This window comes from Porphyromonas levii DSM 23370 (assembly GCF_000379925.1).
In the GTDB taxonomy this organism is placed as follows: Bacteria; Bacteroidota; Bacteroidia; order Bacteroidales; family Porphyromonadaceae; genus Porphyromonas_A; species Porphyromonas_A levii.
In genome coordinates this window covers 85,905-102,106 of record NZ_KB904203.1, presented here as the reverse complement: position 1 = coordinate 102,106, position 16,202 = coordinate 85,905, and the positions used below count along the sequence as shown (strand labels likewise).

The 16,202-nt window shown below is 49.8% G+C and carries 9 protein-coding genes, 1 tRNA gene and 1 pseudogene; 4 read left to right on the top strand and 7 right to left on the bottom strand.

What is annotated here, in order from left to right; all coding sequences use genetic code 11:
- The 3 genes and pseudogenes from A3GG_RS13680 to mnmA all read left to right on the top strand — a co-directional run.
- A pseudogene (locus A3GG_RS13680) lies at positions 1-234 on the top strand (ISAs1 family transposase); the annotation flags it as partial.
- Between the two features lie 313 nt (positions 235-547).
- Positions 548-2,602 carry a methionine--tRNA ligase gene (gene metG / locus A3GG_RS0100415; protein ID WP_018357370.1) on the top strand — a complete coding sequence of 685 codons (2,055 nt, stop codon included), beginning with the start codon at positions 548-550 and terminating at the stop codon, positions 2,600-2,602.
- A 5-nt stretch (positions 2,603-2,607) separates the two neighbouring features.
- Positions 2,608-3,684 carry a tRNA 2-thiouridine(34) synthase MnmA gene (gene mnmA / locus A3GG_RS0100410; protein WP_018357369.1) on the top strand — a complete coding sequence of 359 codons (1,077 nt, stop codon included), beginning with the start codon at positions 2,608-2,610 and terminating at the stop codon, positions 3,682-3,684.
- A gap of 48 nt (positions 3,685-3,732) precedes the next feature.
- On the opposite strand, the gene sov is transcribed toward mnmA, so the two are convergent.
- The 7 genes from sov to pyrH all read right to left on the bottom strand — a co-directional run bounded on the left by sov (position 3,733) and on the right by pyrH (position 13,918).
- On the bottom strand, positions 3,733-9,687 hold the full coding sequence (sov, locus tag A3GG_RS0100405; protein WP_018357368.1) for a T9SS outer membrane translocon Sov/SprA: 5,955 nt from the start codon (positions 9,685-9,687) through the stop codon (positions 3,733-3,735).
- Between the two features lie 11 nt (positions 9,688-9,698).
- On the bottom strand, positions 9,699-10,304 hold the full coding sequence (ruvA, locus tag A3GG_RS0100400; RefSeq protein ID WP_018357367.1) for a Holliday junction branch migration protein RuvA: 606 nt from the start codon (positions 10,302-10,304) through the stop codon (positions 9,699-9,701).
- A gap of 107 nt (positions 10,305-10,411) precedes the next feature.
- Positions 10,412-10,482 (bottom strand) — tRNA-Cys (locus A3GG_RS0100395).
- A 247-nt stretch (positions 10,483-10,729) separates the two neighbouring features.
- Positions 10,730-11,839 (bottom strand): hypothetical protein, encoded by a 1,110-nt coding sequence (locus A3GG_RS0100390; protein ID WP_018357366.1) that lies wholly within the window; start codon positions 11,837-11,839, stop codon positions 10,730-10,732.
- Positions 11,840-12,643, bottom strand: coding sequence for a metal ABC transporter permease (locus tag A3GG_RS0100385; RefSeq protein ID WP_018357365.1), 804 nt, complete (start codon positions 12,641-12,643; stop codon positions 11,840-11,842).
- Positions 12,644-12,661: 18 nt separating this feature from the next.
- Positions 12,662-13,069 carry a hypothetical protein gene (locus tag A3GG_RS0100380; RefSeq protein WP_018357364.1) on the bottom strand — a complete coding sequence of 136 codons (408 nt, stop codon included), beginning with the start codon at positions 13,067-13,069 and terminating at the stop codon, positions 12,662-12,664.
- 132 nt (positions 13,070-13,201) lie between these two features.
- Complete coding sequence (gene pyrH, locus A3GG_RS0100375) at positions 13,202-13,918, bottom strand: UMP kinase (protein ID WP_018357363.1); 717 nt, start codon at positions 13,916-13,918, stop codon at positions 13,202-13,204.
- 424 nt (positions 13,919-14,342) lie between these two features.
- Here pyrH and A3GG_RS0100370 point away from each other — a divergent pair, with 424 nt between their 5' ends.
- On the top strand, positions 14,343-16,199 hold the full coding sequence (locus A3GG_RS0100370) for an AMP-dependent synthetase/ligase (protein ID WP_018357362.1): 1,857 nt from the start codon (positions 14,343-14,345) through the stop codon (positions 16,197-16,199).
- Positions 16,200-16,202: the final 3 nt, after the last annotated feature.

The window sequence follows — 16,202 nt, the reverse complement described above, 5'->3', positions numbered from 1 at the left end:
AGAGATCATTGGGCGGTAGAGAATAACTTACACTATTGTCTTGATGTTATTCTCGGTGAAGACCAATCGTTAAAGAGAAAGGACAACGAAGCGAAGAACTGGAATATAATCAACAAGATAGCTCTCTTCTTCCTCGAAAAGCAAAAAGAGAAAACAAAAATTCCAATGAAAAACCTAAGAAAGAGGAACGCAACTATGAAACCTTCTCAGATACTCGAATACAACTATCTATGATAATTCAAATGCGATTGCCCTGAGTGCTCCCCTGAGCGGATTTTGGTGGTTGCTCTATCTCGTGTTGTGCAGTAAGGTTTCCTGCATGCCTATGAACCGCTTAGGATGTGGTTACGTGCTATTTGTGTTGCGAGTATGCTTGAAGGGAGAGCGTTCAGAATAGGCTCAGTTTTATGGTTTTTACCTAGTTCCCTTTCCTCCCCTATCCCTTTGCGGGATCCCACAACTGCCATGGTGGCATTGGCGTGTATAGCTGTACAATGTTTTTAGTAAATTTGCAGCTAGGAAATAATTTCAAGATGATATACTTATTATGAGTAAGGAAGGATTTAAGCGGACTTTGGTGACTACGGCATTGCCTTACGCCAATGGCCCTGTGCATATCGGTCACTTAGCGGGTGTATATGTACCTGCCGATATATACGTGCGCTACCTTAGGCAAAGGGGCGAGGAGGTATTTTTTGTGGGTGGCTCGGATGAGCATGGGGTGCCTATTACTATCAAGGCAATGAAAGAAGGGGTGACCCCTCAGGATATTGTGGATAGGTATCACACGCTAATCAAGGAGTCGTTCGAAGAGTTCGGTATTGCCTTTGATGTCTACTCTCGTACCTCTAGCAAGATGCACAGGGAGACTGCGAGCGACTTCTTCCGTAAGCTCAATGAGGAGGGTAAGTTTATAGAGCAAGAGACGGAGCAGTATTATGATGAAGAGGCAGGGCAATTCCTCGCTGACCGTTATATTACTGGTACTTGTCCTATCTGTGGTAATGAAAATGCCTACGGTGATCAGTGCGAGAAGTGTGGTTCGTCACTCAATGCTACCGATCTTATCAATCCTAAGTCTGCGATTAGTGGTTCCCCCCTTGTTATGAGGAAAACTAAGCACTGGTATCTCCCTCTTGGGACGTACGAAAGCTGGTTGAGGGAGTGGATCCTAGAGGGGCACAAGGAATGGCGCCCCAATGTATATGGTCAGTGCAAGAGCTGGCTCGATCTAGGCTTGCAACCTAGAGCAGTTACTCGTGACCTAGACTGGGGTATTCCTGTACCTGCTGAGGGTGCAGAGGGTAAGGTACTTTATGTATGGTTTGATGCGCCTATTGGCTATATCTCCAATACTCGTGAGGCTTTACCAGAGACATGGGAGGCTTGGTGGAAAGATAAGGAGACCCGCCTTATCCACTTTATCGGTAAGGATAATATTGTATTCCACTGCATCGTCTTCCCATCTATGCTACATGCTGAGGGTAGCTATATCCTTCCTGATAATGTGCCAAGTAATGAGTTCCTCAACCTCGAGGGCGATAAGATTTCTACCAGTCGCAACTGGGCGGTTTGGCTACATGAGTACCTCAAGGATTTCCCCGGGAAGCAGGATGTACTACGCTATGTGCTCACCGCAAATGCGCCAGAGACCAAGGATAATGACTTTACTTGGGGCGATTTCCAAGCCCGTAATAATAACGAGTTAGTAGCAGTACTGGGCAACTTTATCAATCGAGCTCTTGTACTCACTCATAAGTACTTCGAGGGCAAGGTGCCAGCGATAGCAGGGCTTGTGGGGGACGATCAGGCGACGCTCGATGAGATAGCTGTGATTCGTAACGATGTGCAGCGCCTTCTAGAGGAGTTCCATATCCGTGATGCTCAGCGTAGGGCAATGGACTTGGCTCGCTTGGGTAATAAGTATCTTGCCGATACTGAGCCTTGGAAGCTCGCCAAGACTGATCTAGAGCGTGTGGGTACTATCCTCAATATCGCACTACAGATAAGTGCCAATCTATCTCTCTTGATGGAGCCATTCTTGCCATTCTCTATGAGCAAGCTCCGTACTATGCTTCAGCTGGAGGGCGAGGTTACTTGGGAGCGTATTGGTAGAGCAGACCTCTTGGCTACAGGGCAACAACTAGAGCAGCCTGTATTGCTATTTGAGAAGATAGAGGATGAGGTCATCCAAGCTCAGCTGGATAGACTAGAAGCCATTAAGAAGTCCAATGCGGAGGCAGCACTCAAGGCAGCCAAGCCTATGCCTATTGCTCAGGAGATTCCTTTTGAGGACTTCGAGAAGATAGACCTCAGGGTGGCTACAGTTAAGGCGTGTACTAAGGTACCTAAGACAGATAAGCTACTCCAATTTACGCTGGATGATGGCTTTGGAGAGCGTACGATTATTTCAGGACTTGCCAAGCACTATGAGCCAGAAGCGCTTGTGGAGCGTCAGGTGATATTTGTGGCAAACCTCGCGCCTCGTAAGATGCGTGGTATCGTGAGCCAAGGGATGATTCTCTCTGTGATGGAGGGCGATGGTTCGCTCTCTGTGCTCACTACGAGCAAGGAGGTGAAGCCAGGCAGCAAGGTTTCGTAAGCGAGATGAAAAGAGCACTACTCCTCTCTGGCGGTGTCGATAGCTCCGTTGCGCTCCATCTGATGATGGAGCGGGGCGAGGAGCCCGACCTCTTCTACATTTACATAGGAGCGGACGAAGAGGGGTTTGAAGACTGTCCGAGCGAAGAGGATATGGAGATGGTGCGCTGGTTGGCTCGCCATTATGGACGTCCTCTGGAGGTAATCAACCTACACCGTGAGTACTGGGACTATGTGGTACAGTATATCATAGATACGGTAAGGGCAGGGTGTACGCCCCATCCCGATATGCTATGTAACCGCATCATCAAGTTTGGGTATTTCAATGAGTATGCTGGGCGTGACTACGACCAGATAGCCACTGGGCACTATGCCAGCAAGCGCATCGTAGGGGATAAGCACTACTTAGCTACCGCTGTAGATGCGCTGAAAGACCAGACCGACTTCCTTGCACAGATTACCTATCCTCAGCTGGTCAAGGCGCATTTTCCTCTTGGGGAACTCCCTAAGAGCGAGGTTCGGCGTATCGCCTCTATGGAGCATCTTGTGACCGCTAAGCGCAAGGATAGTCAAGGGATTTGTTTCCTAGGGAAGGTAGACTACAACCAGTTTATAGAAAAGTATCTTGGCACTCAGCCTGGCGCTATTGTAGAGCTAGAGACGGGTAGGGTAGTGGGTGAGCATAGGGGCTATTGGTTCCACACGATAGGTCAGCGCAAGGGACTGGGGCTATCGGGTGGCCCTTGGTTCGTGATTCGGAAGGATATAGAGAGCAATACCTTATTTGTGAGCCGCGGCTACGATGTGGAGACTCAGTATGGTAATGTGGTGGAGATGCCCGAGATGCACTTCATTACTGAGAACCCAATGGAGGGGAATGAGCAGGAGGTGACTTTTAAGGTGCGCCATACGCCCGATTTTACCCGTGGTGTACTGCGCCATGAAGGGGGTATATACACGCTCTTCTCAGAGGAACTCATACAGGGCATCGCTCCTGGTCAGTTCTGCACAATCTACGATGTGGAGCATAAGATATGCCACGGTTCGGGTGTGATTGCCCGAGGAATGAGATTGGCTAAGTAAAAAGGGTAATGCCCCTACTAAATGGGGCAATAACCATACAGCGTACTCCTAGGGCTGCAATTGTAGCCTTAGGAGTACGCCGTATGTGGTTCGGCGGTAAGGGAAGGTGTAATTGGAGACAAGGGGGGTGCGCTGTTGCCTTTCGAAAAAGGCTCTTACGCTGATAGCACTTGATAGCCCGTATTCGGCAGAGAACTGTAGGGTGTGCCCCTTGAGCCCCTGTAGGGCAGTATTGTTTTGGTGGAGTAGGGTGTGGGTATAGGTGTGGTGCAGCTGGAGCTGAAGGCTTTGCTCACTAGAGCGCAGGAGTGCTATCTTGCTTTGGAAGATAGGAGCGAAGGTAAGACGGTAGCTTAGCCGAGTAAAGAGTTCTTGATCGGTTTGGTAGAGCATCCTTTGCGCTGTTGTGAGGAGGGTAAGCATGCGACGGCGGTTGTACCGCTCCTCGAGCGTAATACCCTGTTTGGTGCGTAGCTCTAGCCCTATGAGCGGACTTAGATCTTCGTTGATCACGATGCTTTGTAGGTCTACATGGCTGGGTTCTATGTAGTAGGTGGGGACTTCTAGAGTAGAGCGATAGGCATGGCTCAGCCTTAGACTGGAGAGGTGTCTCTGGAGCCAGTCGCTGAGGTGCCCTAATTCATAGGTGATTTGCCAGTTGGGGAGTGTATTGAGGAGGTTAGGAACCTTCCCTTTGTCGATAGATGCTAGGGGGTCTTTCCTAAGGAAGGCTATAGTGCTGTAGCGAATAGAGCCCCGGAGTATGGGTGGAAGCTCTGGCTGGTAGGGGGTGAGGAAAGTATGGCGCTGGTGTTTGTTTTGGTAGGATAGGAGTAGCTCCATGCCCTTGACTGGGTGGAGGGTGAGGACAATATCTAGCTCGTTGCGCCAGAAGGTCGTGAGGGGTTGAGTACTGCCTGCCTCTTGGGTGAGCCAACCTCGCTCTTGCGCTTTTTGAAAGGTGCGGTTGGGGCTATCTATCGCCAGCATGAAGGGCAAGCCAGGCACTAAACGCTTCTCGAATAGAGCGAGACCGAAGGCTTTGCCAGCACCTGAGAGGAGCCCTGGTATACTGCTGCCAGCTGTACGCCGGAAGTGGATCGCTACGGGCTGATAGCGGAGGAGAAGGTCGAGATAGCTACTATTCTCTGCCCTATTACCGAGTTTTCGATCGGAGTAGGTGGCTCCAAGCTGCCACTGATAGTTACTGCGCCAAGTGGCAGTACCCTGTAGGGGCTTGAGCCACTCTCGCTCAAAGGCTGGCAGGCGGTAGCTGAGCTCTAACTGCCCGCGGTAGCTTTGGGTCTCGCCGAGGGCAAAGATGTCGCGAAGTATCTCGTGAGTCAGCCACTGGAATTGGGAGGCTTTGGTCTGGCGATGTTGCTCCTCGAAAGGCTCCCTTATGAGCGCTTGTGTAGTGCTTTGGAGGGAGAGGGTAAGCCCTTGGTAGCTTTGTCGTATCTGCAGTCCACGTACCCAGTCCCAACGGCTCTGCAATGTGCTGAGAGGTGTATCGTGTGATAGGTACTTTTGGTAGTGATAGATGCGGTGCCAAAGACTATTCAGACGGATGTAACTCTGAGGGGATGACTCATAGCTGTAGCTCAGTTCGCTCTCCGCTTCTCGCTTAACCAAGCTTTGGATATCTGGAGCATACCCTGTGTGGTGCTCCACTCTGTAGCGCAGTAGTAGATTGTCTAAGCTCCAAGCATTGTGCTTAGACTGAGTAGGCAGTACCCGAAGCTCCGACAGTTCTAATAACTGTCGTTGCTGGTAGGAGCCCCCTTGGCCGTTATTGAGGAGGTCATTTTGGAATGGGTCGTAGTATGGTGTGGTTCGGAGCGTATTATAGCTGTAAAGAAGGGGTGCCCGAAGGTGCCACTCCTTGGGGAAGAGTAGCCCTAACTGTAGTTGGGTCTGAAGAGCTAGGGAGCGGTGGTCTTCCAACTGCCCATGGCGGGCATCGCTGGTGATACTCCCGAAGCCAGCACTTCGGTATTGCCCATCTAGATAGAGGTTCGCTAGCTCTCCCACAGAGGCTCGTAGGCTCCCCTGAGCCGCTTTCCCACCCATGGCTCTGGCTCCACTTACAGAGAGTTCGTTGACCCATACCGTAGCCTCTACGGTGCGCTGACCTTTATTCCGAATACCTATGAGTACTGAGGAGATCTCTCCGAGGGTAGGGAACCCTTGGATAGCTAGTGTCGCATCGGGGCGTGCACTGTAGGGTAGGGTGAATGGTTGATTAGTATCGGCACCTGTTCTATCCCTTTCTTGCTTGAGTTGTGGCAATAGTTCGAGCTGTAGGTCTACCCTATTGGCATTGCGCCAGAGCTCTCCCCGCACCTGCTCTTCGTCCATACTGCCATAGTCGATAAGCGGAGAGGGCTCAAGTGGTAGCCGATATTCATAGAAGTTGTGTGTGAAGTCTTGCCCAAGCCTAACGAATAGTTCTAGTTCTCCTGGAGCGACCCCTTGCAAGGACTCTAGGTGGCTCCATAGCTCTAGCTGTCGGTAGTGGCGGAGGTCGAGCGCGAGCTCTTTGTAGAGCGCTATGGGTTGCCCCGGTTCTAGGTGGGTAACCTCCATGGAAAGCGCTTGCTCATCCTCCGCCTGCATAGCCCATTTCATGTCGAAGCGTTCGCGGATTACCTGCGGAGGAGAGAGGTAGGGCATGGGTTGTCGGTCTCCATCTTCCTCTAGTGATAGTTGCCCTACTGAAACAGTTGCAGTGCGATGATCACTGGGCTCGATGCTACTTTGGTACTCCGCCCAAGCGGTAGAGACAAGTCTGAACTGAGCGAGTCGGATCTGGGTTTCACGGCTGAAGCCTGTTAGCGATAGCCTCAGTGCCCTTATGTCTTGTAGCGATACCCCACTGCCGAATACCTCTGTAGGCTCGGCGAGAGGGATTCTCAGTTTTATCCACCTTTCCCTTTCGCTAAGTCGTTTCTCGCCTATAATCATTTTGGACTCTAGCCCAGAGCGGGTTAGAGGTAGTAGATAGCGGAGGTAGCCTTGCTCTTCTTCCTCTATTAGATCTCTATTCAGATCCTCTGTATCAGGGAGAAAGGTGCGTGCGCTTTGGGCACCTTGTACAACCCGGGGGAGCGAGTTGCCCTCTAGCCCATTGATGTACTTGTAGCGTCCGAGTATAGGTTCCTGCTGGATATCCCAATCCTCTCCGAGATAGAAATGGTAATCGTCGCGAGCTGGGTCAGGCTGATTGGCGAAAGCGGAGTAACGAGGGTGCTGTCGCTCCTCCACAGAGGAAAGACCATCTAGCCCTATATCTTGTCTTTCTATAGGTAATTTGCCAGTGCTATCGAAGCCGTACATCTGTGGCAGCGTAGCGGCTCGCCTTCCCCATTGGGTGTCTATCTTATCCTCTGCGCCCTCATAGTAAATCCCTTTATCAGGCAGAATGCGATCGGCAAATCTACCGAGGTCGAGGTACAGCATGCCTTCTGGGGCGTCAGGATCAAGGGTAAACGGATCTAGTAGCCATACTTCTATGTAGCTATACCTCTGGCTCTGCAGGTCGGTAGTAGGTAGAGGGAAGCTCATGCTGCCCCACATCTGCGACGGTAACTGTACGGCCTCAGGATTGTATGGTCCTCGCTCCTGAGGATAGAAAGAGAGGTTCAGCATCGGCACGCTTTGCATGATCATTGGCGATGCATCCCTTTTTGGGAAGAACTCCTCTTGCTTCACCTCTCTCACGAGAGGGTGTTTTCTCTGCGCTTCATCCTGTCTTAGGTGCTGAGGCTGGCGCTCAGCTCCGTCACGCACAAGGGTTGGCTCCACAGCGAACCACGCCATCTGTGCTCTCATCTCTGGCTTAGGAAGGTTGCCCAATTGCCAAGCTAGAGGGTAGGTAAGGTCTATAAACCTATTACCTTGCTCGAAATCCTCGACAACGATTTTATCACTCCCGCCTTTCGGGGTATTGTAATTGCTACTTAGCTCGGCATAAGATGCCTGAGCCGATAGCCGCATGGGTTCACGCAGCTCTAGCCCACTCCATTGATTGAGCCAAGCTGTTGCCCTTTTGCTCTCCCCTATGTAGCTTGCATGAATACCCCACATACGATTGCGTAGAGCCTCTTCCCCCCATCGGATTCTTTGCCTGCGGCTATCCTCCCTGTAGCTGAGGAGCGTGCCGCCTACGTTGAGTCCATTTATTGGCGACCAGTTGATCTCCGCCCCCACAAGCGACTTTTCCTTACTCCTAACCCGTTCGCGCTCTTGGATAGTAATCTCTATGCGTTCCGTGCTATTGGTGGTAAGGGAGAGTGTGCCGCCAGTATAATCTATTCGATAGTCTACGCCTTCAGTGAGCTGTCTCGTGCCAGCCTGCACCCGCACACTACCTGGTTCCACTCCATTATGCCCTAGTTGGATAATCTGAGTAGCGATACCACTGACCTCCGCTCTTATCCTGAAAAGGTCTTTGTCCCTCTCCTCTGCTGCTTCCCTCCGACTCTTGCGGTAAAGACTCTCGAAGATAGGATAGTCCCCCTTGGGGACCTCTACCATTGGCTCACGAAAGGGGAGAAATAGCGTACCGGTACTCCTTTGGTAGGTGACCCCATCTACCAAGTCAAAAAGTCCATCAGGGCTACCACTCCTCCCTGATGTATCGGTTTTATCCCAGCCAAATAGCTCTAACCAACTGCGCCCAGCATCGCTCCCTCTGTCTATGATTGGTCGTTCTATACCACTTCGTGGGTCTTTGTAGACTAGCTCTATCCTTAAATCCTCGGGCCTAACGTCTTGCCTTACACCCGATAGAGAGTAACCGTTCTTCATCATCAGGGGCCAAAGCTTAGACTGAGGAGAGCGGTCTTGTTCGGAGAGGAGCGCGACCTTTCTGTCTCCTTCAGCTGCCGTGATATCCCCCACCTGATACCTTGCACCCCTGTAGCGATAACTATAGGCTACTGCCAATACCTGCCCTTCTCCTAGAGGCGCATGGAGCGATATGAAACCTAGGGTTGGATGCAATGTATAGGCCGAAGCGGGCAATCTCTGTGCTGCAGATAGTGTTATCCCTTCCCCTACGAGCATATCGCTCTTTGGCGGATCGGTAGTCAATGATGCGCCCATAAAGGCCTTTACGGGCTCTACATTGGGCATTGCCTGAACTTGTCGGGGTGTTGTTATCCATACCTCTACGCGCTCTACAAATACGTCGCTAGAGACGAGGGGGATATCCTTTAGTGCCTCGCTATATCTATTGGCAAAAAACTCAGAAAGGAAGAAGTGCTGAGCTACATCGTATTCGCTTCCTCTTAGCTCTGTCTGTCGCAGCTGTCGCCCTCCTTGGACAACTATCTTTCGCTCTTCGGAGTGCTGACGACTAGCGACCACTTGCAGCGATACCGCTCCTAATAAGAAATCTCCCCTTAGTCCAAATAGCTCCTGCCCTGTATCAATCAAAGGATTACGGCTATCCATTCGGATATTTCCCGCTTCTAGCTTTTGGATAAAGTCGAACTGCTCGCCCTCATACCTTAGCCGCACCCTACTTCGTCTATTGGTTAGTGCTGTAGAGGTGTCGTAGCTCATATCGAGCTTCAGGCGATCTCCATAGCTGCCTTGGAGATGTATATTCATCTCCGGGCGTATTTCAATATGGCTCCTCCGCCGTAGCCCAAGGGACAGTAAGGGATTATCCTCTTCTATGGTTGTGTTATTGACGTTGAGGGTGAGGTAGCCGTTGGCTTTGAGTCCGAGTTGAGGTCTCGGCTTGAGGGGTACCACCTTAGTTGGCTTTCCTAGTTGGTAGAAGCGGTTGGCGGTCAGTTGCTCCGCTCGGAGTTGGTAGTATTCCGAAGGGCGCAGTAATTGTCTCAATTGCCAAGCCCCAACACTGTCCCTGCCATAGAGTAGGTAGTACCCTCCTTGCGCATTGTAGGCGACCGAATCGGGTTGCCATACTGCAGCGCTCCCCGATAGCGAGGAGAGCAAGAGCAATAGTACTACGTATCTCCAGCGCATCACATATCACGCTACAGTAGTTGGAGCCCCTTTCTAATCATATCATTGATACTCATGTCTGGGTCAGCCTTAGCTAGCTTTGCCACTACCTTCTTAGCTGCTGTGGCGGGATAACCTAGAGCAACAAAGGCTTTCTCCGCCTCTTCATAAGTAGACTTATGCTCAGGCGAAGTACTAGCTTCTACAGAAGAGCCACCTACGGCATATTCCCCCATTGCCTCTTCTATCTTATCCCTTAGCTCCACAATGATTCTCTGAGCCGTACGCGCACCTACGCCCTTGATACCTTTCAGTCCAGCTTCATTGCCTTCCCTTATCAGTCGGGTGAGCTCCGAGGGTGTAAAACTAGAGAGCGCTAGTCTCCCCATTGCGGGACCGATACCATTTACCGTGATGAGCAGTCGGAATAGTCGGCGCTCGGGCTCCTCAGCGAAGCCGAATAGATCGTGTGTATCCTCTCGAAGCACTTCGTGTACAAGTAGTTTCACTTCCTCATCCACCTTTATTTGGTTGTAGGTGTTAAGAGAGATAGCCAGTAGATAGCCAATGCCCCCCACCTCTAGTACTGCCGAAGTAGGAGTGCGCTCTACTACACGTCCACGGATATATTCTATCATAATATACTCTATCTAAGTCGTTACAATACCCAAAGGTACAAAAAATTACCCCAAGTCTCACGACTCGGGGTAACGACAATAAACCTTAAAATATTATGAAAAACTAGAGGTTCGTGGCGGAATCGAACCGCCGTACACGGTTTTGCAGACCGTTGCCTAACCACTCGGCCAACGAACCATGGCTATTGCTTACGTGTGCAAAGATACATATTTTTTATACTTCCTCCAAATATAGTTGTCAGAAATGCGCAGTATTCGCATTATCCCTATTGTATACAACAAGATAACCGCGTGCGAAGTCTGAAGTTTTGCGAGTAGTACATAGTAGGTAGGATTAAGATTTTGGGTAGTAAGGGAAGAAATAGTAATATATTCGTGAATATAATAGAATGTATGTAACCCCTTATTTGGGATTAGTGTGGGTGTTAGGGGGAAGGGGGGAAGGATTGGAGGGTACGGGAGATGAGTTGGTAGATGTGCCGATATTGCTCTGCTGTAGGACGTACTGTGAGGGTAGGGGTAGAGAGACGGTCGGAGCGCTCCATCACCCAATTGTCTACATTGGTGACATTGCCCCATACCGCACGGAAGCTCCCTTCTCTCGGTGCTATAGGCATTGTGTTTTGGGTTGGTGTCTCGGGTGCTTCGTAGCGCGCTAAGAGCTCAACCTCCTTTTCAAACTCTAAGACTTGGTAGTAGATAGGGTAGCTTTTCGCCATTTCCGGTAGCTCTTTTGCTACCCTATAGAGTTCTACCCACAGCTTCTCCGCTATAATATGAGGGATAAGCTGTAGTAGTGCATACTGTCGCCATGGGGCTGTGGGTTGAGCAAGGAGCAGCTGTGTAGCCTTTTTCGTTCGCAGACTATCTGGTTGCTCCATCGCTGAAACGTAGCTTACATAGGTGACTTCCCTAGGGGTACTAGCCGTGCGGTTGCCCAAACGTGTTGCTGCCATAAATCGTTCCCATTCCGAAGAGCTTTGCCTCATTAAGTAATCCCAGCCACCCTTGCCCAGTAAGCTCATGAGTCTTGCTGCTCGGAGCTGCACATCTGCATTGGCACTCTGCCTTATCAATTGCTCCAATAGAGCGATGCCCTCATCCATCCTTTCTTGTCGTATATGGATGATCGCCTCGGTGGCTAGATCTCTAGTCGCAGATAACCCCATAAGCCGATCCGCCTCCACTATATTTCCCATCAATAGATGAGCATTAGCAAGGAGTATGGTGTCAGATGTTCTATGCAATAATGCCTCCCCATCGCCCATAAGTAGCGCTATCTTGGCCCCCATTGGTTGCGAGGTAGTGGTGATGTTGAGTAGCTTCTCTAGCTCCTCAGTGTACTTGCCATAATCATCTGTAAGGTATAAAGTAGAGGGGACTTCGAAGCTCGGTTCCTGTGCCTGTAATTCTTGAGTGATTCGCTGCAGTTCCCCAGCGGCATAGTGTCGCTGATTAATGCCCTTAGCTTGTTGTAACAACTGACAACCTGGGAGCAGCAGGATAATAGCCAGGAACGGGAGCAGGCGGTACATTTATTTGCTTTTCAAAGCGATACCCCCTTTTGTCACGAGAAATACTACCGAGAGGAGCAGTACTGAGAGCACGCCAGTGGGGAGGTTGAAGTAATAGCTCCCGAAGAGGGCGGTTAGCACTGTGAATATACTGAGGAGCGAGCTCCCAATAATCAGATGCTTGAGACTGGAGGTAAATTGGCTCATCGTCATCTGCGGGAGCGTGAGCATACTCATGAGCATCATTACCCCCATTACTCTAATACTAAGCACAATACCGATACTTATCCAGATAATCATAGCATACTGGTATAGGCTTCGCCTGAGCCCTCTTACTTGCATAAACTCTGGGTCGAACGAGATATAGAGTAGGGGACGGTAGTACCGTGCTACTAGTAGGATCGTCAGCAATGAGTAACCGACAAGCCCCCAAAGCTCCATAGGCGTTACCAAAAGGATATTGCCAAAGAGGAATCCTGTAAGACTAGGGGTATAACCTGGGGTAAGGAATACGAAAAGAATGCCAAGCGCCATGCCTAGTGACCAAATGGCTGCGATAGCGGAGTCCTCTCGTACCTTCCCTTTTTGGCTTAACCACTCTACTCCTAATGCACTAAGGACAGCGGCACCAATGGCATAGAAAAGGGGATTGTGCCCCATAAAGAAGCCTAACCCTAGCCCTGCAAAGGAGCTGTGGGTAATGCCTCCTGATACAAATACCATTCGGCGAACTACAATGAAGCTACCTATAATCCCTGTGATGAGCCCTGTGAGTAGCACAGCTATTGCCGACTGGGTAAAGAAGTCGTAGCTAAAGAGTGACATATCCTATTGGGCTTATGCTTATGCTTGTGCAGCAAGCTGCTGCTCTAGTTCGTCTCTGATCTCCTTGGGCATTGGCAGTCGTCTTAGGGTGATGCTCTGCTTCCAAGGTGCTAGCTCATTGGGACTCAACGTATGCAGTACCTCGCTCCACTCTGCTAGTTCCGTCTCGGTATAGTCCTCTCCGCTTCTTCTGCGAAAACGGTCCAATTCCTGATCCTCAAAGTAGACCAATAGGGGGCGCTCCTTGTCCTTAGCATTGAAGCAACTGGTGCCACCACAACATCCGCTACAGCTGTGCCCTGGGGCGCACTCCTTTATCTCTGGTACCTCTCCGCCATTGTCTTCCCTTATCTTGCGCAGGCGTTTCGCCCCGTAGATCACTACCACAGCGAGCACTGCTATCACTAGAATACTTATCCAATCCATGTTATAAACTATCTATAGTCCAATTACAAAGATACAAATTTGAGGGCGTTGCACAAAGAGAGGAGCTGAAATGAATATAGGCTACTTAGGTTGCGCCCCCAAGTAGCCTATGCTTTATTATTGATGTATTGCTTATTCTAGCACTACTCTAGTTCCGATCTCTTTGCCTTCAATAAGGAGCTTGGTCAGATTGCCTGGGGTATCCATGTCGAAGACCACTATAGGCTGGTTATTTTCCATGCACATGGCGGTAGCCGTGATATCCATCACCTTGAGGTTGCGGCGGAGAATCTCCTGATAGGTGATTTCGTCGAACTTCGTGGCGGTTGGGTCTTTCTCTGGGTCGGCAGTGTAGATACCATCTACACGAGTCCCCTTGAGCATGGCATCGCACTCCAATTCTATCGCTCTGAGCGAAGACCCTGTATCAGTGGTGAAGTATGGATTGCCTGTACCTCCTGCGCAGATAGCCACTTTGCCCTCTTGGAGCGCCTCAAGTGCGTCCCACTTATTGTAGTGCTTACCAATCGGCATCATTGGCGTAGCGGTAAATACTTGGCTCTTCTGCCCCTTTGCTTCGAGTGCAGAACTGAGCGCTAGGCTATTGATGACTGTAGCCAGCATCCCCATTTGGTCGCCCTTGACCCTATCGAACCCCTTGGCAGCGCCGCTCAATCCGCGGAAGATATTGCCCCCACCGATTACGATAGCCACCTGCACGCCACTCTTCACAACCTCCATTATCTCTGTAGCGTAGTCATCTAGGCGTTTGGGATCTATGCCGTAGCCCTGACCACCTTGGAGCGATTCGCCACTCAGCTTGAGTAGCACACGATTATACTTCTTCATTTTTATGCTCGTTATCTGAAGTTATTACATCCAAATTCTATTCTACAAAGGTAACGAATAAATCCTTTGATACAGAGGAAGTAAAACGTCTCCCCTAGAGTGGTCAAATTTATTTCTAGGAATAAATTTATTTTTCTCTAGGAATAAAAATATTTATCTGTACAAATAAATTTATTTATTCCTAGGAATAAATTTCCTTACTTCCGCGAGCCGTAACAGACGCTCGCCTGAGAGTGTTTGGGGTATATAGAGTAAAAGAAGATTTAGTGCACTTTAGTCCTTTCCGTCACCATTCGTATACATTGCGAATATCTTCGGGGGAGAGTTGGGTGAGTCTGCATTGTATTTTTGAACTAGCACTGGCTATTTTTGTGTATCTTTGTTTGTGTTAGAATGATTTACTAAGCATAGAAAGGAGAGCGTTATGAGTAGACAAAGGGTGGTGATTCCAATCATTGATGTACCTCAGCGATATGCTGAGAATTACCCCAAAGAGTGTTGCCTGATGGTGCGCAATCAATTGTCGGGGGTATGGGATGAGATTAACTGGAGCACCTTCGGTGCTATGGCGCACGATCTAGCTAAAGCTTTGGTTGAGGCTGAAGTGCAGGAGGGAGATAGGATCGGAGTATTCTCTGAGAATAGCGATAAGTTCCTCGCTGCTGACCTAGGTATCTTTAGAGCGGGCGCTATTGCTATTCCTTTCTATGCGTCTAGTTCGCCATCCCAGGTGCAATACATGGTAGAGCACAGTGGTATGAAGCTTCTCTTTGTAGGGGAGCAAGCTCAGTATGTCGTTGCTCGTGCCGCTATGAAAGAGATGGTAAGACCGCTTAAGTTGGTGCTATTTGACCGTACGATTGACCGTGATGGTGAAGATATTGATTCTATCTATCTGGAGGACTTTTTGAGACTCGGTAGCGAGGGCGAACATGATGTGGAGCTTTCTCTGAGGAGGAGTAGGTGGAGCTTAGACAAAACAGCACTCATTCTCTACACGAGTGGGACGAGTGGGACACCAAAGGGAGTGGAATTGACCTTTAGGAGCGTGCAGGCGGCTATTGAGCGACATGCAGAGGAGCTTCGACTACTGAAGCCTGGCAAGGTGAGTATGAACTTCCTGCCGCTGACGCATATCTTTGAGAAGATGTGGTGCTATGTTTGTCTCACCATGGGCGTGCGTATTGCGGTAAACCGTAACCCTAAGGAAATCCTCAAGGCACTTACGGAGGTACACCCGCACTATATGTGTAATGTCCCTCGTTTTTGGGAGAAGGTGTACGTGGGTGTGTATGAAAAGATACAGAGTTTTCCCCTTGTGCTGAGAAAGATGACCGATGAGTGTATCAGAGTGAGTAGGAAATACCACTTTGAGTATAGAGCAAAGGGGAAGAAGCCGCCAACGGCACTCAAGATGCAATATAACTTCTACTCGCGAACGTTCCTTAACCTCCTAAGGAAGAAGGTAGGTATAGAGAGAGGTCTGATTTATCCTGTGGCCGGAGCAGCGCTAGCGGATAAGGTGCAAGCCTTCTTGCTCAGTATTGGAGTGCCGATTGTTTATGGGTATGGTCTTACAGAGACTACGGCTACGGTTTGCTACTGTCGTCAGGATGGATTTGAGTTCGGGTCTATTGGTCGCGCTCTTGGAGGGGTCTCCATACGTATAGATGAAGCTGCAGGAGGAGAGATCCTTGTGAAGGGGGATACGGTGATGAAGGGGTACTACCTCAATCCGGAGGCGAATGCTGCTGCCTTTACTGAGGACGGTTGGTTCCGCACAGGAGACCTTGGCTCTATGGATGCTGAGGGGAATGTGTTCTTTAAGGAGCGTGCCAAGGATCTCTTTAAGACTGCCAACGGCAAGTATATTGTGCCTAATCAGATTGAAAATATGCTCACTTCCGATGGTATGATTGAGCAGGCTGTGGTGATTGCCGATGGGCGTAGCTTTGTGAGTGCTCTGATATTGCCTAATTGGGAGAAGCTGATTAGTAGGCTTACTGAGTTGGGCATAGCTAATCTGCCAGAAGATAAGTCAGCTTTAGCAAAACACCCTGAGGTCAATAAAGTACTACAGCAAAGGATTGATGAACAATTGGAGTCGTTGGCTTCGTATGAGAAGGTGAAGAAGTTCTATGTCCTTACAGAGCCACTCTCTATCGATAACGGCATGCTTACCAATAGTTTGAAGACCAAGCGGCTAGTGGTAGAGAAGTACTACGAGGATGCCATCCGTGACCTCTACTCTTACCATAAACTCCCTGACCTCACAGAGTAAGCT

What these genes read in the sequence shown, in the direction of transcription:
- metG (WP_018357370.1), top strand. Translation starts at nt 548, where the DNA reads ATGAGTAAGGAAGGATTTAAGCGGACTTTGGTGACTACGGCATTGCCT.
- mnmA (WP_018357369.1), top strand. Translation starts at nt 2,608, where the DNA reads ATGAAAAGAGCACTACTCCTCTCTGGCGGTGTCGATAGCTCCGTTGCG.
- sov (WP_018357368.1), bottom strand. Translation starts at nt 9,687, where the DNA reads ATGCGCTGGAGATACGTAGTACTATTGCTCTTGCTCTCCTCGCTATCG.
- ruvA (WP_018357367.1), bottom strand. Translation starts at nt 10,304, where the DNA reads ATGATAGAATATATCCGTGGACGTGTAGTAGAGCGCACTCCTACTTCG.
- A3GG_RS0100390 (WP_018357366.1), bottom strand. Translation starts at nt 11,839, where the DNA reads ATGTACCGCCTGCTCCCGTTCCTGGCTATTATCCTGCTGCTCCCAGGT.
- A3GG_RS0100385 (WP_018357365.1), bottom strand. Translation starts at nt 12,643, where the DNA reads ATGTCACTCTTTAGCTACGACTTCTTTACCCAGTCGGCAATAGCTGTG.
- A3GG_RS0100380 (WP_018357364.1), bottom strand. Translation starts at nt 13,069, where the DNA reads ATGGATTGGATAAGTATTCTAGTGATAGCAGTGCTCGCTGTGGTAGTG.
- pyrH (WP_018357363.1), bottom strand. Translation starts at nt 13,918, where the DNA reads ATGAAGAAGTATAATCGTGTGCTACTCAAGCTGAGTGGCGAATCGCTC.
- A3GG_RS0100370 (WP_018357362.1), top strand. Translation starts at nt 14,343, where the DNA reads ATGAGTAGACAAAGGGTGGTGATTCCAATCATTGATGTACCTCAGCGA.